This window comes from Marinoscillum furvescens DSM 4134, from assembly GCF_003386095.1.
GTDB lineage: Bacteria > Bacteroidota > Bacteroidia > Cytophagales > Cyclobacteriaceae > Marinoscillum > Marinoscillum furvescens.
In genome coordinates this window covers 58670-80009 of sequence record NZ_QREG01000012.1, presented here as the reverse complement: position 1 = coordinate 80009, position 21340 = coordinate 58670, and the positions used below count along the sequence as shown (strand labels likewise).

The following is a 21340-nucleotide window of genomic DNA, read 5'->3' as shown; positions in this document are numbered from 1 at the left end:
GCTAGTTGTGACTTTAAAGTTTTTCAGATATCCAGTTTTTCATCATTTGCTTGCCATGCTCCGTCATGATAGATTCTGGATGAAACTGTACACCCCTTACTTTCAATGATTCATGGCGTAGAGCCATTATATTGCCTTCAGCGTCAACAGCCGTTACCTGGAGTTCATTAGGTATGTTTTCTGGCTTTACGGCCCAGCTGTGGTAGCGACATACACTAAAATGATCAGGTAAGCCTTCAAAGAGTAGATCTTTAAGGTCAGTAAGGTCTACACCCGTAGCCACTCCATGAAAGACCGTAGGTAAGTTGAAAAGCTCTGCCCCGAAAGACTCTGCTATTCCCTGATGTCCGAGACATACACCTAATATGCTTTTGGAGTCTGCATACCTTTTAATAACCTCGGGCATGATACCAGCATCTTTTGGCAACCCTGGCCCCGGTGAAAGCAATATGCGCTCAAACTCTCCAGCATAGTCCACGCTGATTTTATCGTTTCGATGCACTTCCATTTCTTCGTCCAGGCCCAGCTCACGTAGGATATGTACCAGATTGTACGTGAACGAATCGTAGTTATCTATTACTAATACCTTTTTCATCTAATCATTGATCGTTTCAGCCATCTCCATAGCAGACTCTAGTGCTGCCAACTTGTTATACACCTCTTGCACCTCGCTTTCAGGTACAGATTTAGAAACTATACCTGCACCTGCCTGAAAGTACAGTTTATTGGCCCTACTCATAAAAGTTCGGATCATTATGGCGTGGTTAAAGTTTCCTTTGAAATCCATAAAGCCTATAGCACCACCATAAAACCCTCTGGCAATATTCTCTTGCTCATCTATAAGCTCCATAGCCCTGTACTTGGGTGCTCCAGAGAGTGTTCCGGCCGGAAAAGTGCTAGCCACAATCTCCAGAGGGTCAGCCTCATCCCTTAGTTGCCCGGTCACCTTAGACACCAAATGGATCACATGAGAGTAATATTGGATCTCCTTATAGGTCTCCACCTTCACATCATCAGAACTCTTACTTAAATCATTTCTGGCCAAATCCACCAACATAATGTGTTCAGAATTCTCTTTCGGGTCTTCCAACAACTCATTGGCCAAAGCCGCATCAGCAGCGTCATCACCAGTACGTTTGAACGTGCCAGCTATTGGGTAGATCACCGCTTCGCGATCTTTTACTACGATCTGAGCTTCGGGGGAAGAACCAAAAATCTTGTAGCTACCATAGTCGAAATAAAACAAATAAGGAGATGGGTTGATGGAACGCAGCGCCCGATACACTTGAAATTCATCCCCTTTAAATCCAGTAGAAAACTGACGTGAAAAAACCACCTGAAACACATCGCCGAGATCACAATGTTTGATCCCCTTTTTCACACGTTGCAGGAATTCATTATCATCAAAATTCGAGGTTGTTTCGGTAGATTTCTGAAATCCAAATGATGGAATATTGCGCTGTGAGAGTACGTTCAGCAAATCATTGAAACCTGCTTCATTCGGTGAATCTAAATAGCATTCAATGAGGTAACACTCGTTTTTGAAATGATCCAAAGCAATGATGTACCTAAAGACATGATACTGGATTTGCGGGATCTGTGCCGAATCCCCTTTGGCGTTTTTCAAGATGATGTCTTCAAAATACTGAACTGCGTCATAGGCCATATAACCAAATAGCCCGGACTGTATATATTTTGCATCCTCACCCTCTAAGTCAAACTGACTAATGAAGTGCCTCAAATGAGGCATTGCAGTACGCTCCTCTCCTAGTGCACGCTCCTGAGAAGTACCATCTGGAAACTTCATCGTCACTTGTTCGTCTTCCAGCCTAAACGTGGCTATAGGATCACAACAGATATAGCTAAAGCTATTCTCAGCACCATGATAGTCCGAACTTTCCAGCAAAAATGATTTTGCGTACTTGTCACGTATTTTTAAATACAATCCTACCGGCGTAACTGTGTCTGCCAATAGACGCTTCTTCCTGATTTTTAGTTGGTACATCTTATTTGTTAGAAATTTCAGGTCAAAAAAAAACCCGCTGCGAACAGCGGGTTTCATGTGATTTATCATCAATACATACCGGGACCGTTCACAGTTTGTTGTTAACCATGTGCCACCAGTAGTATGTGTTTCTTGTTTTCATGCTGCTAATCTAGTGCAGGCTACATTTTAATTCCAAAGACTTTCATCAAAATTTCACCGAGAAAAGAAACACACTGAACTGTTTTTTGTTCTACAAGTATTAAGAAACAGATTACTTACCCTTGATTAAGAACATGTTAAGCTATGTCACCCCTAAGATTATTAACTACAACCCTACTCTGTACTTTGGTCATCACTGTGCACGCGCAGTTGTCCATTTCAGCTACTGACACTGACTACACAATAGATTTTGACAACACCCTGGCAGGTGTAAACCTTGGCGTTTTTGCTGGCCTGGGACTTATAGATGTGGGTATATCTGCTGGTCAGCTAGATTCTAAGGCATGGTCTATCACGGGCATGAGCGATGGAGATGTTGCTTTTGGTGGTACTGGAGTCACTGGAGACTTTAGCAGAACCACCACCACTGGCGGGGCATCTACAGGTGGTTTATATGCCGTGAATACGAATACAGTACTGGATCCAGATTTTAGCTTAGGTGTACAACCCACTGCAGATGACATGACCCCTGGTTCTATTCGGCTAAAGCTACTAAACTCAATCGCTGCCACTACCATCAAAACGCTGACAATTACCTACGATGTATACGTGTACAATGATCAGGGACGTTCAAGCACTTTGGACCTGGCATACAGTAGTGACAACCTCACGTATTACACCATATCCTCCAGACAAACGCAAACAGTAGAAATCGCAGACGGCAGCCCGGCATGGTCTAAAACCACCGTAACAAAAAAAATATATGGATTAAACTGGGCCAATGCTGACCCATTTTATTTGGCATGGCAGTTTGATGATTTGGGCGGATCAGGCTCAAGAGATGAAATCGCAATTGACAATATCAAAGTCAACGTATCTGACTCCAATCCTGATTTGTTGATTACAGAAATCATGTATTCTCCAAATAGCACAGAACCAAATTATGAATGGATAGAGCTATACAACAACTCTTCTGAGTCTGTCAATCTAGAGGAGTTTATTTTCTTTGACAACTCTGGGGCTGGAACACAAACTGTACTTGGTCCTAATTTTACATTGGCAGCGTCTACAGGAGTAATTCTTCACAACAACACCATAAGCTCCACGGATTTTAAAGCACTTTGGGAAACCGGTGAAAACATCCCTGCAATAGCGATAAATCTGCCTGAGCTTACCAATACCGGGAAGACCATTGGCCTATGGGGCAACAGAGCCTATTTCGATAATGGAAACACCACCAATGCGATCAATGCGCTGAGTTTTCAGAATGGTGCTGCTTCATGGCCTTCTGTTGGGGCCACAGATGGCGCGAGCATTTACCTCACATCATTAGCTGCAGATAACACTGCAGGCAGCAACTGGTCCATGAGTCTAGACGCTGGTAGCTCTCCTGTAGGTACAGCTTATACAGTTACTTCAATTACAGGAGGAGGCTCACGTATTCTAGGTGCCGGATCAGACACTGGTTCACCATATGCAGGAGTACCCCTTCCTGTCACCTGGTTATCTTTCGAAGGCAAAGTCATGCCGCAAAAGACCATTCTTTACTGGAGCACGGCATTGGAAATAAACAACCAGTATTTTAAAGTGGAAAAATCCTTGAACGGTAAGCAATGGACCGAAATAGGAAAAGTCCCCGGGAAAGGCACATTCTACACCGAAAGTCATTATTCCTATGAATTAGAAGAAATTCAGCGCCCCTATTACTTTCGCATCACTCAGGTAGATTTTGATGGCAAGCAATCCTCTACCAAACTCATTCAGTTATCCCCTGGAAATAGGTCAGTTATAAAAGCTTTCCCTACATTATTAGACAGCAAAACACCCTTAAACATAACTGTGACTGGATTGGCTACCGATAGAGTTTACAATATACAGGTGCGATCCATCACAGGGCGCATGGTATATGACAACAGGATGATCAGCACCGGGGAAATTTCTCAGGTTATATTACCCTTGAGCTTACCTCAAAACACCTACTTTCTACAAATTACAGAAGGTAGTCGTCCGGTTTATAAAACCAGAATTCTTTTAAGATAGGTTTCAAATTTTGAATTATCTTCACAGTATGTTACCTGTAGAAGAACAATTGAGTATCCTCGTGCACCTCTCAATGGCTGACAAGTTTTTGGCTGAAGAAGAGGGAAAAATGATTCATAAGATTGGAGAACGAAACGGACTTTCTCATGAAGAAATTGAATTGATAATAGACAACCCTCGCCCTATCCCAGTACTGAAGGATCTACCGCCTGATGAGAAATTTGAATACCTCCACAACGTAATTCAATTAATGAAAGTGGATGGGAAAATATTCCAAAGTGAAATAGAATTTTGCGAGCGGTTAGCATTGGGGCTTGGGTACAAGCCTGGTGTAGTAGCGGAGCTTTCTGCATACATTTACTCCGATCCACAAATTAGTACTAAACGTAGCTTTTTGAGGTCCATAGCTGACCAGCACATTATCCCTAAAAAGAAGTAAGAACAAAAAAAATCCCGCGAATGCCGCGGGATTTTTTTTATAGCTGGTCCCTAGTCTTACTGTGCTTTTAGAGCTTTGGATAAATCATCCAACAATTTCTTAGAGACTTTGCGTGGATTGTCTTTTTTGTAAGACTCCAGCGCTGTTTTTGCTTGCTCGCCTTTCTCATAAAGGCCAGCCGGATTGTGATCATGGGTATAGCTACCCAGACACCACTCGATCTCAGACACAAGCTGCTCCTCAATGTTGAGTTTTGTCAACTTGTCTTTCGCATTAATTAAGGCTTGTTCCATTTTTTCTGCAGACATGATTGTATTCTATGCGGTTATAATATTATCACAAATTTAGTGTTTTTATTAAATAATATCCAGACAATTAAATATTATGATGCGAATATGTCAATTAACTTAACATTTTCTTAAAATCAACAACCCTACGATTCATAATCCTAAACCACAAAGGCGGTACAAAAGCTAGTATCATCATTCCGGGGTAACCGGTAGGCATTTGTGGGCTTACTTCCATATGTCGCAGTATCTGATACTTCCTGTTAGCCTGATAGTGATGATCTGAATGTCGTGACAATTCAAATAACATTAGCCTTCCTACCATGTGATCACTATTCCAACTATGCTCAGGCATCACACGTTGGTAACGCCCTTCTCTTTGCTCACGCACCAAACCATAATGCTCTATGTAATTAACCGTTTCTAATAGAAGAATGCCCATAAATGCGGCCATGGTATAGTACAGCAGCAAAGCCCAACCGCCAAATAGTATGATGGCGGAGATAAAAAGAAGTTGGATTAACTGAAACGTTAACATCTCATTCTTTAATGTCAATGACGAAGATCCTATTTTTCGGAGCCTGTCAGCTTCGAGTTTCCATGCAGACAGGTAAGATTTTATGATTGACCTCACCCAAAAAGTATATAGTGGTTCATTGTAACGAGCAGTCGCAGGATCTTCAGGTGTAGCCGCATTTTTGTGGTGCCCCCGGTTATGCTCTATAAAAAAATGCATGTAAAAAGAGGTGAGCAACAACAATTTGCTCATCAATTGCTCCCAGGTATTTTTTCTATGGCCAAGCTCATGCGCAACATTGATACCCAGTACTCCACACAAGAGTCCCATAGCGCTCACTCTACCCATGATTGTAAGAAGGCTCTCGGGGCCAGATTGCATCTGCCAGAGAAAAAAACCAACCATGACCAGGTGTACCGGAACCACAAGATATACCAGCCAATCAAACCACGTATTTTTCAACAGTTCTTGTTCTTCATCTTTTGTTATGTTGCGGCTATCTGGAGCAAAAAACAGCTCCAACAAGGGCACAACAACAAACGCTTCGGCTAATGGCAAAAAAGTCACCCATCCTGTATGGGTAAATGAAATCATTACCAAGGCTGGCAATGTAAAAGTAGCAAAATATTTAACGGGGTATAAACGCTTCATTTTCAGGCAATCTATACCTGAAAGGTAATCAATATTCCATTTTACCAAAAGGTATAAGGTAGGCTAATGAAAACCCTAGCGTGTAGTGATTTGATAAATCGGGGCGTTCCTCTCCGAGATCATCGGATCGCATAAAACTACTGATCGAAAAGCCGAAAAAGCCATCCGCATGAAAAGCGCCAATGGGTGATTCATACTGCACACCTAAAGATACCCTACAGCCATACCCAAAGGTCTTATCATACCCTTCCTGATAGGTATAAAAATCGACATCATTACCAATTACAGCCGGATCCGTATCTGGATCAGGGTCCTTGTCTACATTGAGTAGGTATTCTGTATAGACTCCCAGTGTAGAAAAGACCTTGAAATTTTGCTTACCGGCATAGATCATAGCTTCAACCGGCACTTCCAGGTAGGACATTTTCACCGTGTACGAGGGATGCTCCGTAGGGAAATGTTGTCGCCATCCTTTTTGTGAATAGGTAAGACCACTTTGTAATCCGGCATTTAAGAAAGATCCTGGATTTTGATTTGTAAAAAGCTTGGCTATCACTCCCCCATGATACCCGGGTATAATACCAATATCCATAAAAGTGGTGTATATGGTATGCTCTATATAAGCACTAGCCGCCTGTCCTCCTCCTTTCAGACCCACAAATCCCTTTACCTGACCTGTAGCAGATATGGCCACTAACAGACACCCTACAACTAATAGTCTCTTCATAATGAAAAACCACTCTTGCGAGTGGCTATTGTTTAATCCTTTTTCCTGGCTGTTTGCGTCGTTACTTTACCTGCTTTCCTAGGCCGTCTAACACCTGTGGTTCCACGCCAGATTTTCCCTTTTTTGGTTTTTCTGTCTCCTTTTCCCATTGTACTAGAAGTTTAAGTAAAACATAAACATTGCCTCGGGTACATTTCCCAAGGATTTCCAAAGGTAATAACTATGTGATTTATAAGGAACATCTTACAGTTGACAGACGTTGAGTTGAAACATTTTTCACACTATCCCGTTTTGCATAAACCAATGAAAGAATTATCTTTCAAGACATTTTTTAATAACACATATCTAAAAAACAGTTAACTCCTTTCACTTTTTACCAACGGATTAACTGATTTATTTAGCATAACTAAACAACTAAAAGCCATGGAGAAGATCGATATGAAAAGAGAAGAAAGTACGGACTTTTTAGACATTGATGACGTACTAGACAGATCATTTTTTTCAGACGCTGATGACTTGGTGGATTTAGAAGAAGACGAATCCAATTATGAAACACGGCCCGCTCATTACCGGCCAATATCAGAGCTCTAGAAGTCTACGCAGTTAAATTCTCTCACTTCCTTTTTTGGAAGGATTTTTCTTTATTACCTTTGCAATTCGGCAAACGGATGCGACCAGCTCCTGCTGAATCCCCCAGGACCGGAAGGTAGCAAGGGTAGGCGGTTGTAGCGGTGCGACATTTCGTTTGCCTTTTTTTATTTTAGACCTATCTAGAAAAATTCTTCACTTAAAAAACCACTAGCTTTTATGAAATTCTTTATTGATACAGCAAATCTGGACGATATCCAGGAAGCTTATGATCTGGGTGTACTTGATGGCGTGACTACCAACCCCTCTTTGATGGCCAAGGAAGGCATCACTGGAGAGCAAAACATCCTTCAGCGCTATAAGGACATCTGTGATATCGTAGATGACAATGTAAGTGCAGAGGTCATTTCTACAGAATATGAGGCCATGCTTGCTGAAGGTAAAAAACTGGCTGCCATAGATGATAAGATTGTGGTAAAGATCCCAATGATCAAAGATGGTGTAAAAGCGATCAAAGCACTGACGGATGAAGGGATCAGAACAAACTGCACATTGATATTTAACGCAGGTCAAGCCATTCTCGCTGCAAAAGCAGGTGCGTCATACATCTCCCCTTTTATTGGCCGACTGGACGATATCTGCACGGATGGGCTTACACTTATCGAGCAAATCGTTCAAATTTTTGACAATTACGAGTTTGAAACTGAAATACTGGCAGCATCGGTACGCCACAACATGCACCTGATCCAATGTGCGGAAATTGGTGCTGATGTAGTTACATGTCCACTCAATGTGATCACAGGTCTACTCAAACACCCACTGACCGATAGTGGACTTGAAAAATTCCTGGCCGACTACAAAAAAGGCAACCAATAAGTACATTTGGCAGTTGGATGATAAACTCAATAGCCAACATGTATATCATTAAAGTAAAAGGCAAAGCCAAAATTCCTGATTATATACAATTGCGCGACGATAAATTCGTACTGATTGCATACTTTCGGGCAGATCGGCCATTGTCTAAGCTTGAAAAGTTTGGACTTGAGGGCAAGGAAGAAGCTCTCAAGTCTATCATTGCCGAGCTTCCATTTGGTAAACTTCAGAAACTGGAACTGTAGTCTATGTCTTTTTCAAATGAACCTGTAGTAAACGTAGCAAATGCTACTATTTTTCAAGATCATGCCACGGTACTGAGCGAAATAGATTTTCAGATAACTAAAGGTGAATTTGTTTACCTCGTGGGGCGGACTGGCAGTGGAAAATCCTCTTTGCTTAAAACACTATACGGTGACTTACCTCTCAGACTTGGTGACATTACCGTAGTAGGTCATGGGATTCGTGATATTAAGAGCAGCGAAATCCCCTTTTTGAGAAGAAAAATAGGCATTATATTTCAGGCTTTTGAGCTGTTTTATGACCGTAGCGTAGCAGAAAACCTCTTTTTTGTAATGAAAGCTACAGGCTGGAAAGATAAGGCCAAAATGAAAAGCAGACTGGCTGAAGTACTCATGCGTGTAGGTCTGGGAGCTGTATCCAGCAAGATGCCACACCAGTTGAGTGGTGGTGAGCAGCAGCGTGTAGTTATTGCTAGAGCCCTTATCAACGAACCTCAAATTCTCTTTGCGGACGAACCAACAGGAAACCTTGATCCGGAAGTATCAGAAGGCATCATGAAGCTCTTTTTGGAAATCAACAAAAGTGGAACTGCAGTGGTAATGGCCACTCACAACCACCATTTTATCGAACAGTTTCCGGCGAGAGTACTCAAATGCGAAAACGGCAAGATCAAAGACTCCTCCAAAGAAGAATTTGAGCTTACCGGAATCTATTGAACCTAATGGCTAGCGAATGGTCAAATCCCCATAGCTAGATTTTACAGTTATCTTTTTGGTGGAGCTGCCCCCTCCCAGCCTTGCTTTGTATTCGCTTCGGTTGGTGTCCTTTTCACGGTAGTATACATCAGCATCATCTCTATCCATACGTAGGTCTGAGAAACTAAACCTCGCCTCTAGATCAGCCGCCACTTTTTCTGGAAACACCAGGGTATAGTCACTAAACTTACCCGAAATGTCTATCTCCGAAAAAGCTGAACTCACCTTATTTATCTTAAACCCGGACACATAGCTGGCCGTCATATCCATATAGTCCTTCAACTCGTCAATTGTAAACCCTGAGAATTGAGCATCAATTTCTGCCCGCCCAACAACACCAAGCTCCACATCTCCATACTTGCTTTCCATCTCGAGTTCATTGACAGCATCCAGCTTAATATCTGAGAATTGTTGTTCAAAATCCAGGTCTTGAGCTGACGCTATGCGTAACTCAGAATATTTCACTTTGAGCTCGGCACTGGACAGGTTGCCTATAGACCCTCCTCCAAACTCCAGAGTCAAATCCAAAAATCCTGTAAAATCTCCGGCTTTTATTTGACCATATTTAAGCAACACTTCCGTGATACCCGTGCGGCTATCCAGGTAGACATCTCCAAAGTGATTTTCAATTTCTAAAGGGTTATTAGCCGGCAGATTAATGGTATAATTGACCTCAAAATTCTCATTCCGTTTGGTGTTTACCCCATCATATTCGGTTTTCATTTCAAGATAAGCGTCTCCCTCATCGAATTCCACATCAATCTGGTCCAGCAATTCTTTCGCACGCTGAGCACTGCGTCCTTCCACTACTACTTCCACTTTAACTTCACAAGTTGGCTTATTCCATACATTCACATGAATTTTCCCATATCGGTTGGTCACTTCCACCGTGGTATTTGGGCGAACTGTAAACGTCTTGTTGATACGCTTGCTACGTTCGTCTAGTGCCGAAGCAAGCATTGTCATACTAGTGACCATGAGCAGTATGACACTAACTATGTATTGCTTTTTCATTTCTCTTTTCCTTTTGAGTTTCCAAAATATGCAATTGCCTATCTAGCAGCTCCAATCGCAACCTGAGGTTTTGAATCATGGCGTTTTCCAGCCTGTCAGCTTCATTTTGATAGTGATAGGCACGCTGTAATTCTTTGTATTGCTTTTCCAGGCGATTAATTTCCAATAAAAATTCTCGTGTGAGTTTTTGATCACCATGACCTACTACTGCTGCGGTTTTTGATGAAATCAATTCTGTGTAGTACGCCTCAACTGGCTGATGAACCCAGGCCTGCTGACCTTCTTGAGCTGAAGAAGTCGAAGAGTCCAACTGCCGCTCGTATAACAAATAGCAGGTACACAATAGCAGCAGAACCGCTGCAGACTTCCAGCCATAGAGCCACCAGTTGACTTTTTGTCGGTTTCTTGCCTGAATAGCTCGCCACACCTCTTGAGAGGGCTCCTCACTATCAAAAGCAGAGCGGTTTTTCCTAACCCAATTCTCTAGTTCACCCATAATTCAACTTTGATCGTAAAACATCTTTTAACCGCTCTTTAGCACGCTTGTACTGTGTCTTGCTAGTAGACTCGGCTATTCCCAAAATCTCACTAATTTCTCGATGGTCATAGCCTTCTAGTAGATACAGCGAAAGAACGGTCCGAAACCCTACTGGCAATTGAAAGAGTGCATCTTTGACGTGTTGTACCTGTAATTCCGTTAGTTCATCTGTACTTTCAGCAACTTCCAGGTGCTCATGAGTGTCCTCCATCATCATTGCATACTTTTGCTGAGTACGCAAATGATTGAGGGCCTTGTTGATGACGATACGTTTGAGCCAGGCACCAAAGGCTGCCTCTCTCCGGTAAGTATGCAGTCGATCGAATGCGCTCACAAAAGCTTCCTGCAAAACATCCTCGGCATCACTCGAAGCACCACATATTCGTAAAGCTGTATTGTACATAGCCTTGCTATAAAGCCTGTACAGCTCAAACTGAGCTACTTCATCACCTTCAATGCAGCGGTTGATAATGTCATCGTGAATGTTTACGGTTTGCTCTTCCAATTTTTTGTTAGGTTCACCCTAAGGACCCAGTGAAATTAACAAGGTTGCACGAAGAGGTGAAAATTCTTGGCTTTGGTGTAAGTTTACGAAATGACCTCTTGTCTTCGCATTGTTCTTATCGTTCTGGGACTTTTAGCTTACCAGCTAACGAACGCTCAGGACACCGATAGCCTGACTCATGCCACTGACACGCTGAGTTGGCTAGATGATGTACCTGAGTCTCTGGGTATAAAACTTGGCATGCAAGTGATGATGAGTCCATCCATGCAACAATACAGACTATCCAGCGAATTCTGGATGGGTATTGCCTTCAAAGGCATCACCGGAGGTTTTTTTAGGCACCAATTTAATGGTGAAGTGAACCGAACACTCATCTTCCCAAACGAATTTACGTTTACTTACGAGTATGGTGGAGGATATCTCAACGGACCATTTTTTCGTACCAAATCAGTAGACATCAATGGTCAACTCAACATAGGGTTTGGTGACGCTACCTGGAAGCGTCAGGACAGCCAGCAGGTGTTTGAGCGCGACAGGTTTTGGACAGTTCACCCGCAACTTTTAGTCTACTACAAGCCCATTCGCGGGATAAATGTATGCACAGGGATAGGATATCGGTACATGAATAATTTAGAAATGGTAAACGTTCAAAATAACGATCTAACTGGTTTTACTGCAAGCCTGGGCTTAATGTTAGTGTTGGTAAAATGAAAAACCTGGCAGTCATATCGATGCTTGTATGTATTACGGCTTGCTATACTGGTGAAGAAATATCAGACCTTGATCCCATCTGGGAATACGCTTCGCCAGAGTCTGTAAATTTTCAATCTGAAACGCTTTATGAGCTAGACAAAGCCATCAGTGAAAAAGTCTACAATGACATCACTGGAGTACTTATGGTAAAAGACCAGCAGCTTTTTTTTGAGAACTATTACGGTGATCACACGCGCCACACCTTACGCCCCATTGGAAATGCTACCTACGGCGTAATCATCTTGGCTTTAGACTTTTTTATTACTGAAGGGCTTTGCTCCCTGGATGACCCCATATATACTCACCTTCCCGAGTACACTGATATTTTTGATGAAAATCCAGATAAACGGAAAATCACAATCAGGCATCTTTTGGAAAACAAGTCGGGACTAGCCTGGGCCGAACCATCAGTTTACGCCCCAGGAAATAGCAGTGACATTTCTTCGATGAAACGCACCACTGATTGGCCAGGGTATGTACTGAGACAGCCACTGGAGGCACAGCCAGGCCTGCGCACCGTCCCAAATAGTGGCACGGCAATGGTAGTTGCTAAAATCCTACAAAACTTACTGATTGATAGAGACCTTACCGACTATATCAGCGAGAGGCTCCTGCACCCTCTCGGAATTCAGCATTTTGAGTGGGAGAAAAGTCATTCCGGTTTACTCAATGCCTCCGACGGACTATACCTGAGCACATTAGACTATACCCGTATTGGATTTTTGGTCCTTAATGAAGGCCGGTGGCTAAACAAACAACGAATAATCAGCAGAGATTGGGCGCTGGAAGTGGTCACTCCGGCAAGGCTTACCAATCAGTACTATGGAAATGGTTTAGGTTGGAAAGTTTTTTCAGATCAATTTATAGAAGAAAACACTCAGAGCTCTCAAAAGATATACTTTCAAACCAGTATAAGCGGGTACAGTCTATACCTGGTACCGGACCAGCAGCTGGTCGTAGGCATTACGTCATCCAACCTTTTTTATCATGACGTGTTCAACCCATCTTTGTATCTGTTTTTGCGCACATTACAGTCCACTTACTCTCCGCAAGCAAACTAATGACAAAGCAGGATGATGCCACACTTTTTGATCAAATTAAGAATGACGATTATCAGTCATTTGAAGTGGTGTTTCGCTCCTACTACGCCGAGCTCACCCGGTTTGCTACGAGTATCGTTAGAAATCAAACAATAGGCGAAGAAATTGCTCAGGAAGCCTTTATTTACATCTGGGAAAAGCGACATAAAATAGCTCTAAAAGGGAGCCTGAAAGCCTACTTAATGTCTTCTGTGAAAAACAAATGCATCAATTACATTCGTCTGGAGCTCCCCAAACAACAAGCTACCACAGACCTGGAAGGTGTAAGCGCGATGACCACAGAAATGCCTGAGGATGAGTCTGGAGCATTAAAACGTAAAATTCAGCTTGCCATAGATCAGCTACCGAAGAAATGTAAAAGCATTTTCGTATTGAGCCGATATGGAGGGCTTACATATGCTGAAATAGCCGAGGAACTCGAGATCTCAACTAAGACCGTGGAAAACCAAATGACCATTGCTCTCCGGAAGTTAAAAGAAAGCCTTAATGAAGAATTGAAAAATCACGGGTTATGAATATATTCAAATTAATATGTGAAAAATCCCACATATTTTTTCAGTTCATTTAGGGGTACGCTACTTACGCATTGCCTTACTACTACCATGAATAAAAACTGGACAGACAACTATCATCAACAAGCAAATGGAAATACTCATCCTGATAAGGATTATGAGACATTTCAGGAGCTGACCGCATATGACTGCCCGGTAAATATTGAAAAGGCCTGGAAAAAAGTAGATGCAAAACTGAAACCAGCCTCCGTATGGCCTAAGGTGTTCAGAATAGCGGCCATGCTGGTACTAGCTATAGGACTGGCCTGGGTGACTTACGAAAACGTCTACAATTCCGCAAATGAGCTCGAAATTGTTGCAAGTAAAGATGGTGAGATCTTGACACTCCCCGATCAATCCACCATTACACTTGCTGCAAATGCCAAAGTTTCATACCCTGAGACGTTTGATGAAACTCGCGCGATATTTCTCACAGGAGAGGCATTTTTCGCTGTTACCAAATCTGACAAACCATTTATCGTAACTACGAAACAGGGAAAAATAGAAGTCCTAGGAACTCAGTTTAATGTCAAATCTGGGAAAACACTGGATGTAATGGTAAGCTCTGGAAAAGTCTCAGTCTCTTCTGGCGAATCTCAGACGGAACTGATTGCTGGCGAACGTGCGCTGGCAAATGGAAATGAAGTAAGAAAGTTCTACACATACAATCCAAACGCACTGGCCTGGCGAACAGGACATTTCAAGTTTAGCAATGAACACTTAAAGCAGGCACTCCCTCAATTGGAGCGTTACTACAAGGTGAAATTTACAAGTAGCAAATCCATTCTAAACTGCAAAGTAACTGCCAAGTTTGAAAACGCCTCTTTCGACGAGGTATTGACAACCCTCCAATCGATTCTACAGGTAAAAGCTAAAAAGAAGGGTGATCTTATAAAGCTTTCAGGGAGAGGTTGTAACTAAACCCAACTATTTTTGCGACAAGTTTCTTGGATGACGCGGGGAATTTGTTCGCATGCTGTTAAAACTACCATTCACATATTTGATTGCATTTCTGCTGATGATGTGGTCTTCATTGACCCACGGTCAGAAAGTGGATGATCTACATATTCCCCCTGCTGATTACCCTCTACCCGAACTCCTGTCTCAATTAGCCGCACAAAACATTAAACTTGCTTATAGCACAGACAAGCTCCCTCGTATAAAGGTCACCATACCTCATTCACCTATTTCACTAAATGAGGTATTGCAACTACTCAAGTCACATAGAGTTTACCACCACCAGGTAAGTGAAACGATCACTTTAACCTACAAACCACCCAGGACATTTACCCTGCAAGGGATCGTCCGAGATGCAGAAAACGGCGAAGTGTTGATCGGTGCAAGCATACAGAAAGTAGGCACTACTTCCGGCAGCATCACCAATAACTATGGACACTATTCGCTCACATTGGAAGAAGGTACACACGTAATAGGCGTATCATTTATAGGCTTTAAGCGCCAATTGGATACCATTCGCCTTGCCCAAAACTTAAACCTAAACTTCGATTTGCAGCCCATGACGGAGCAGCTTACCGAAGTAATCGTATCAGCCAAAGAACCCGATTTTAATGTAGAAAGTATCATACCTGGTATCAACACCATGGACTTGAGCACCAAAGGTCAAATTCCATACTTTTTAGGCGAGGTAGACATCTTACAGGGTGCTGCGCTCCTTCCGGGCATCAACACTCTGGGCGAAGATGCTAATGGGTTGAATATACGAGGCGGTGGTGTGGATCAGAACCTCATACTTCTAGACGAGGCTACCGTATACAATCCCAATCATTTATTTGGTTTGATATCTGTCTTTAACCCAGAAGCAGTCAATAATGTAGAAATCATGAAAGGTTTTGTCCCCCCATCCTACGGAGGCAGAGCATCATCGGTAATCACTGTACACCAAAAGGAAGGCGATGATCAGAACTATCACATTACTGGTGGTATCGGGTTAGTATCTGCCCGATTCATTGCCGAGGGGCCCATCAAAAAAGAAGAAAGCTCGTTTATCCTTTCGGGCAGACAATCCTTATTCAACATTTCACTGGATGACGGCAATCGGTCCAGCTTTCAGGATGTCAATGCTAAAATAAATTGGAAATTCAACAAGCGAAATACCTTCTACGCATCAGGATACTTTGGCAACGACCGTAGCCAAAACACCTTTGAAACTGTTAGAAACTGGGGAAACCGTAATTTCTCATTGCGCTGGAATCACCTGCATACGCCAAGACTTTTCACCAATTTTTCAGCGATTGTGAGTCAGTACAATTACAGAATTACCCAACCTCGTGAGGCGGCTAGTTTTGTAGGCAACTCTCGAATAATTGACTACACACTCAAATCAGACTGGAGCTTTACACTTTCACCGAACCAGCACTTTGAATTTGGTGGCAACCTGATCTTGCATCGATTAAAACCCGGAGACCGCATTCCGTTTGATGAAGATTCCTCGTCAGATTCCCTCCTACTAGATACAGAGCATGGACTGGAAACCGCGCTTTATGCCAGCCACGAAACCCAACTTTTTTCGAGGCTAAAGCTACTTTACGGGTTTCGCTTCTCTTCACTGCATACAATTGGACCTGAAGAGGTCTACCTATACGCAGCTAACAAACCAAGAAACGATGAAAATATTGTAGATACCATATCCTACGATCAAGGGAAGGTAGCCCAGTCTTACTTTGGGTTCGAACCGCGAGTCTCCGCTGCCTTCCGCGTCAATGAAACCTCTACTCTCAAAGCAAGTTATTCCAAGAATATTCAATACTTACACTTAATTTCTAACACCATCACTCCGTCTCCGACGGACATCTGGAAACTCAGTGACACGCACATTGCACCCACGGTTTCCAACCACTATTCGTTGGGTTATTATAAAAACTTCAAAGAAAATGTATGGGAATCCTACCTGGACATATATTACAAACAAATATCCGACCTTATCGCCTATAAAAATGGGGCTGATTTACTTTTCAATGAAAACCCTGAAACTGAACTACTCAATGGAACAGGTAGAGCTTACGGAATGGAGCTTTTTATAAAGAAAAACAAAGGTCGATACACGGGATGGTTGAGTTATACCCTGTCCAGAAGTGAAGTGCAGGTGGCCGGGCCGTTTGAAGAAAGTACGATTAACAATGGTGATTATTTCCCAGCAGACCATGACAGAAGACATGACATTTCTCTGGTCAATATATATCAGTTTACCCCTCGGCTCAGTGGCTCATTTAGCTTCAATTACAACTCAGGAAGACCGTATACGCTACCTGAAGGCAAATACTATTATGAAGGCAATGTAATTCCACTTTTTGGCAAACGAAACAACAACAGACTACCCGATTACCATCGTCTGGATTTGTCCATCAAATGGGAAGGTAGAACGGTAAAAAAAGATGGAAGCCCGAAGAAATGGCGAGACTACTGGACACTGGTGGTTTACAATGTTTATGGTCGTGACAATGTGTACTCCTATATTTTTGATGAAAATGAATCTTCGGGAAATACATCGGTTACGCCCTACTCTATTTTTGATTCTGTAATTCCTGCTATCACTTATCACTTTAAGCTATGAAAGTATCAACCTCCATAGCAATTGTAATATTAAGTATGATGGCACTTTATGGATGTTCTATCAATGAAGTTGATCTGGGCGAATCTCCATCCAGAATAGTAGTAGAAGGTTGGCTTATCGATCAGGACACTTTGCAAGAAATCAGAATCACACAGTCCGTAGGTTTCGCTGTACAAACGACTCCTCCATCTGTAAATGACGCCCTATCTGTGAAAGTCATCAGCAATATCAATGATTCTTACCTGTTCGTGCATACAAAAGATGGGCGTTACCAGTCGACGCGATCGTTTAGCGGGAAGCACGGCATCAGCTACACCTTAGAGATTTTGCTGAGTGATGGCAGACGTATTCTTTCCGAACCACAAGTAATGAAATCTGCCCCTGCTATCGATAGCCTGACTTATACTTCCTATGAGCGCATATCTGAAACCACCGACGAGCCTGAGATCGTTTATTACCCTGTAGTGTTTACATCTGATAACGATCAAAGCCAAGACTATTACCGATGGAAGCTTTATAAAAACGATACTCTTTTCAATGAACCAAGACATATTGTGCTACTCAATGACCGGTTTATTAATGGAAAGAGTTATCAAAATGAATTCAACTCGTTTGATTATAGTCTTGGCGATGACATAAAAATTGAACTGCTCCAAATTTCTGCTTCAGGGTACCGCTATCTTGAGCTTCTTAAGGCCCAGACAACCACAATAGGCACGGTGTCTGCAGTATCGCCCGGCCCCATACCTGGCAATCTATCTTTTGAAAATGTTGATGAAGAAGTGCTGGGCTTTTGGGGTGCGGCATCTGTTCGAACTGTCGAAACCAATATATCCGAATAATTTTTTTGAATCTTTTTAGGGGTCCCTACCATTCTGATTGCCTTAACGGTGTATGATCAGAAAATTAGTCTTATTCTTTTTAGTAGGTGCACTGGCCATGGTTGGATTAAAGCTAGCAAAAAAGCGACCTGAAGGCATTAAAGCCAACGAAAAATTTATTTATTACTAAGTAAGGCAGGAAAATGGAAAACAGAAAAAATAAAATCTCGAATGGTTTGGCTAAAATGCTTAACCAAAACCAAAACAGCCAGTTTCCAACAAATCAGGATGTTTTTGTAGGCAATCCCAGCCTTAGAAGCAGCTACTTTGAGTCTTTTTATCAGGCCCAACTTGCAGAGATCGCCTCAGAATCCAGGTCATTTGTAGACTCAGCTGTCGGAGTTTAAGAGCTCTGCAGGTTTTTTGCCAAAACGTTTTTCATATTGACGGCTAAATGCCGTAACATTCTTTGACCCTATACTCCTTGCGGCAGCTGTAGGGTTTTTTACTTTCTTTTTACGAATCAGGTAATCCACGTATTTCATCCGTACTTCGGTCACATATTCAAAGGGTGTTAGTCCTGTAAGTTTTTTGACTAGTCTGTATACCTGACGTTCACTGGCTGCCATGGCATCTGCAAGTTGGTAAACAGAAAGATGTTCATCGGCAATCTTCTCCATCACCACTTGCTCCAAACGTATCATGATATCCTTTTCTACTGTATCGAGTTTGTTTTTATCAAAAAGCTCAGCAAAAACATCCTGCGGTTGATGTCGGGTCTGGTTGATTAGATTCGTGATCCTTAAAAGCAATTCCTTTTTTTGAAAAGGCTTTTGCAAATAGTCATTTATGCCCTGATACAGTACGCGCTCCTGATCAGTATCCGAAATACGAGCAGAAACCACCAGGATAGGAATATTGCTATAATCTGGAGTAGATTTTATTTCATTGATCAATTCGAATCCGTCCATCCAGGGCATCATCAGATCTGACAGAATCAATTGAATATCATTCGTTTTAAGTAGTTCCAAAGCTTCCAGGCCGTGAGCTGCTTCTACTATGTGGTAATCATCTTCTAATATTTGTCGTAAGTGATACCGAATTTCCGGGTGATCATCCACTATCAAAATGGACTTCTTATCGCCAATATCCGGAATACTTACTCCAGCACTGGCTTCCCGGTCTATATCGTCATACAAAGCTTTACGTTCGGACACATAGCTAAAAGACCGACCGGCAGCTGAGCCCCCTCCAGCAGCTTGAACCTTCGGCATGGCTACAGTAAAGGTGGTCCCTTTGCCCTTTATACTCGAAACCTCTATAGAACCACCATGTAGCTCCACAAGCTCTTTAACCAGAGCCAGTCCTATACCCAACCCTTCGCGGGCTTTGTATTCATTGCTTTTGGACTGATAAAACCGATCAAATACATGAGGAAGGCTGTCTGAAGGTATACCTTCTCCTGTATCTGAAATTTCAAGCACTACACGTTCATCTATGGACTGTGTAGAGATGTTTATACTGTCCCCTTTCGCGGTATGTCGGATGGCATTCGACACCAGATTATAAAACACTTTCTCGAACTGACGAGGGTCGATTTCAAAGCAATCCACCACCTCTGTTTGGTCTGAATATCGTAAGTTGACACCTTTATACTCAGCCGTCCCAACAAACATATCCGTGAGCATTTGAATAAATGGCTTCACACTGATGGCCTCCTTTTTAAGACTGATTTTCCCTTCTTCCAGGCGTGTCAGGTCATTGATCTCATCAGTCAGGTACAGCAAGCGTTTACAGTTTTTATATCCTATTTCCAGGTTCTTTTGGCCATTGGGACCTATTACAGACTGTTCATCATCCTGCAGCATCTCCAAGTTCCCCATGATAAGACTAAGTGGAGACCGCAAATCATGCGATACATTTGCAAAGAATCTAGACTTAGCTGCATCGAGTTCTTTTAGCTTTTGTGACTGGCCTTCTATGATCGTTTTATCCTTTTCTATTTCCGTTTTTTGTTTGCTGATCTTTTGACTCAACCGCTTTTTGATCAGGTACGCCCGAATAGACAGCACTGCAATCAAAAACAGTAAAACAATACCTATAGTAGACAGCCAGATAATGACTTTTTGACGACTGATAATGAGCTCATTGAGAGCGCGCTGCTTACGTAGAAATTCGGTTTCGGCCTCTTGCTGCTCCATTTCGTATTGCCCCTTTAGCTGCTCTATCTTTCGGATGTTTTCTTCGCTGAACAACTGCTGATTGAGCTCAGCATAGCGCACGTGATACTGAAAGGCGTTTTTGTAGTCTTCTCCTGAAGCATAAATTCTGCTCAGCGTTTCCAACACATTCTTTTCTTCATAACGCGTGGTAATATCGTTCGTGATATTTATTGCCTTTTGAGCAAAGTGCTTAGCAGACACCAGCTCACCCTTAGAAAGGTATACACGTGCCACATTGTTGTACACCATTCCCAGCATGCGTGGATTACCTGTTGGCTCTATATTAACTGCCAGGGCTAAATGATAATTCTCAGCCTTATCCAAATTTCCCTGCAATAAGTATACTTCTGCCAGTTCCATTTCTGCCGATAGTTGTCCATATAGATCCTCTTGTTTTTTTCTGATCTCAATAGCTTGCTTGAAGTACAGTTCTGCCTGCCCGTATTCATTTATGCCTTTGTACGATCGCCCCAGATTGGTAAAACAATAGGCCACCATACGCTGATTAGCAAGAGACTGGGCCTGATCTAGCGCTTGAATGAAGTATTTGATAGCTCCATGAAAATTGGTTTGGTAGAGGTACAGATTCCCCAGGTTGATGAGCGAATATCCCCTTTGCTCTTGATTGCCACGCTCTTCTGAGAGACGTAGCGCTTCCAAATACTTTTCGAAGGCTTTCGAATAATTACTCAGGTTTCGATATGCTACACCAATATAGTTGATGGCTTGAATTTCTAGATCTTCATAACCATGACCTTTTGCAAGGTTGAGGGCTTTATTGGCATAAAAGAGCGATGAATCAGGCCGTTTGTCTCGGAGCTTCCAGGCACGTTCACTGTAACCCTCGATGCGATCCATTACGGATAAAGTATCCTGATCAACCAGGCCTATTGAGAATGCCTTTAGAGTGGCTATACATGTGAGCAAGCATAGCAAGCCTACTTTAATTATACTCTTGTCATACATAGCTTAGCGGTGTGGGTTGGTCTATTGCTACGC

General features: G+C 42.5%; 23 protein-coding genes and 1 other RNA gene. 14 read left to right on the top strand and 10 right to left on the bottom strand.

The genetic code is table 11. The features are described from left to right. Positions 1–13 precede the first annotated feature (13 nt). Positions 14–595: an anthranilate synthase component II gene (locus C7460_RS13335; protein WP_115868611.1), complete on the bottom strand. Its 582-nt coding sequence runs from the start codon at positions 593–595 to the stop codon at positions 14–16. Beyond that, a complete protein-coding gene (locus C7460_RS13330) occupies positions 596–2005 on the bottom strand; it encodes an anthranilate synthase component I family protein (protein ID WP_115868610.1) in 1410 nt (469 codons plus the stop codon). Positions 2006–2290: 285 nt separating this feature from the next. Between C7460_RS13330 and C7460_RS13325 the strand changes: the two genes are divergently transcribed. Continuing rightward, complete coding sequence (locus C7460_RS13325) at positions 2291–4186, top strand: lamin tail domain-containing protein (RefSeq protein WP_115868609.1); 1896 nt, start codon at positions 2291–2293, stop codon at positions 4184–4186. Positions 4187–4196: 10 nt separating this feature from the next. Beyond that, positions 4197–4625 (top strand): tellurite resistance TerB family protein, encoded by a 429-nt coding sequence (locus tag C7460_RS13320; protein WP_245986352.1) that lies wholly within the window; start codon positions 4197–4199, stop codon positions 4623–4625. 56 nt (positions 4626–4681) lie between these two features. Here C7460_RS13320 and C7460_RS13315 read toward each other — a convergent pair whose 3' ends face one another. From C7460_RS13315 to C7460_RS13300, 4 genes are all read right to left on the bottom strand, one after another. After that, entirely contained in the window at positions 4682–4933 is a 252-nt protein-coding gene (locus tag C7460_RS13315) for a hypothetical protein (protein ID WP_115868607.1), read from the bottom strand. Positions 4934–5027: 94 nt separating this feature from the next. Beyond that, positions 5028–6128: an alkane 1-monooxygenase gene (locus C7460_RS13310; protein ID WP_245986350.1), complete on the bottom strand. Its 1101-nt coding sequence runs from the start codon at positions 6126–6128 to the stop codon at positions 5028–5030. Beyond that, positions 6109–6807: an outer membrane beta-barrel protein gene (locus C7460_RS13305; protein WP_115868606.1), complete on the bottom strand. Its 699-nt coding sequence runs from the start codon at positions 6805–6807 to the stop codon at positions 6109–6111. The genes C7460_RS13310 and C7460_RS13305 overlap by 20 nt, the downstream gene beginning before the upstream one ends. A 32-nt stretch (positions 6808–6839) precedes the next feature. Beyond that, positions 6840–6956 (bottom strand): 30S ribosomal protein THX, encoded by a 117-nt coding sequence (locus tag C7460_RS13300; RefSeq protein WP_115868605.1) that lies wholly within the window; start codon positions 6954–6956, stop codon positions 6840–6842. A gap of 274 nt (positions 6957–7230) precedes the next feature. On the opposite strand from C7460_RS13300, the gene C7460_RS23785 reads away from it, so the two are divergent. The 5 genes from C7460_RS23785 (at position 7231) to C7460_RS13280 (ending at position 9227) form a co-directional block, all read left to right on the top strand. Beyond that, positions 7231–7398 carry a hypothetical protein gene (locus tag C7460_RS23785; protein ID WP_170148011.1) on the top strand — a complete coding sequence of 56 codons (168 nt, stop codon included), beginning with the start codon at positions 7231–7233 and terminating at the stop codon, positions 7396–7398. Positions 7399–7466: 68 nt separating this feature from the next. After that, positions 7467–7560, top strand: an RNA gene (ffs, locus tag C7460_RS13295) — signal recognition particle sRNA small type. A gap of 54 nt (positions 7561–7614) precedes the next feature. Further along, complete coding sequence (fsa, locus tag C7460_RS13290) at positions 7615–8271, top strand: fructose-6-phosphate aldolase (RefSeq protein ID WP_115868604.1); 657 nt, start codon at positions 7615–7617, stop codon at positions 8269–8271. A gap of 38 nt (positions 8272–8309) precedes the next feature. Continuing rightward, positions 8310–8513, top strand: coding sequence for a fructose-6-phosphate aldolase (locus tag C7460_RS13285; RefSeq protein WP_115868603.1), 204 nt, complete (start codon positions 8310–8312; stop codon positions 8511–8513). Positions 8514–8516: 3 nt separating this feature from the next. Then, positions 8517–9227, top strand: coding sequence for a cell division ATP-binding protein FtsE (locus C7460_RS13280; RefSeq protein WP_115868602.1), 711 nt, complete (start codon positions 8517–8519; stop codon positions 9225–9227). 9 nt (positions 9228–9236) lie between these two features. Here the strand turns inward: C7460_RS13280 and C7460_RS13275 are convergent, their stop codons facing one another. Genes C7460_RS13275 through C7460_RS13265 form a run of 3 tightly spaced genes read right to left on the bottom strand, consistent with a single transcriptional unit; the run spans position 9237 to position 11323 of the window. Beyond that, a complete protein-coding gene (locus C7460_RS13275; protein ID WP_115868601.1) occupies positions 9237–10280 on the bottom strand; it encodes a DUF4097 family beta strand repeat-containing protein in 1044 nt (347 codons plus the stop codon). Further along, positions 10258–10776: a hypothetical protein gene (locus C7460_RS13270; protein WP_115868600.1), complete on the bottom strand. Its 519-nt coding sequence runs from the start codon at positions 10774–10776 to the stop codon at positions 10258–10260. The genes C7460_RS13275 and C7460_RS13270 overlap by 23 nt, the downstream gene beginning before the upstream one ends. Continuing rightward, the gene (locus C7460_RS13265) at positions 10769–11323 is read right to left on the bottom strand and encodes an RNA polymerase sigma factor (protein WP_115868599.1); all 555 of its coding nucleotides are present in this window, start codon (positions 11321–11323) and stop codon (positions 10769–10771) included. Before C7460_RS13265 ends, C7460_RS13270 begins: the two co-directional genes overlap by 8 nt. 90 nt (positions 11324–11413) lie before the next feature. Here C7460_RS13265 and C7460_RS13260 point away from each other — a divergent pair, with 90 nt between their 5' ends. From C7460_RS13260 to C7460_RS13230, 7 genes are all read left to right on the top strand, one after another. Continuing rightward, positions 11414–12034, top strand: coding sequence for a hypothetical protein (locus C7460_RS13260; protein WP_115868598.1), 621 nt, complete (start codon positions 11414–11416; stop codon positions 12032–12034). Further along, a complete protein-coding gene (locus tag C7460_RS13255) occupies positions 12031–13137 on the top strand; it encodes a serine hydrolase domain-containing protein (protein ID WP_115868597.1) in 1107 nt (368 codons plus the stop codon). The genes C7460_RS13260 and C7460_RS13255 overlap by 4 nt, the downstream gene beginning before the upstream one ends. Continuing rightward, positions 13137–13691, top strand: a complete 555-nt coding sequence (locus C7460_RS13250; RefSeq protein ID WP_115868596.1) for an RNA polymerase sigma factor — start codon at positions 13137–13139, stop codon at positions 13689–13691. Before C7460_RS13255 ends, C7460_RS13250 begins: the two co-directional genes overlap by 1 nt. 87 nt (positions 13692–13778) lie before the next feature. Further along, complete coding sequence (locus C7460_RS13245) at positions 13779–14648, top strand: FecR family protein (RefSeq protein WP_115868595.1); 870 nt, start codon at positions 13779–13781, stop codon at positions 14646–14648. Between the two features lie 79 nt (positions 14649–14727). Further along, entirely contained in the window at positions 14728–17298 is a 2571-nt protein-coding gene (locus tag C7460_RS13240) for a TonB-dependent receptor (protein WP_170148010.1), read from the top strand. Next, complete coding sequence (locus tag C7460_RS13235; RefSeq protein WP_115868593.1) at positions 17295–18140, top strand: DUF4249 domain-containing protein; 846 nt, start codon at positions 17295–17297, stop codon at positions 18138–18140. The genes C7460_RS13240 and C7460_RS13235 overlap by 4 nt, the downstream gene beginning before the upstream one ends. A 182-nt stretch (positions 18141–18322) precedes the next feature. After that, positions 18323–18526 carry a hypothetical protein gene (locus C7460_RS13230; RefSeq protein WP_115868592.1) on the top strand — a complete coding sequence of 68 codons (204 nt, stop codon included), beginning with the start codon at positions 18323–18325 and terminating at the stop codon, positions 18524–18526. Here C7460_RS13230 and C7460_RS13225 read toward each other — a convergent pair. Further along, entirely contained in the window at positions 18509–21307 is a 2799-nt protein-coding gene (locus C7460_RS13225) for an ATP-binding protein (protein ID WP_115868591.1), read from the bottom strand. The two genes, C7460_RS13230 and C7460_RS13225, sit on opposite strands and share 18 nt — an antisense overlap. Positions 21308–21340: the final 33 nt, after the last annotated feature.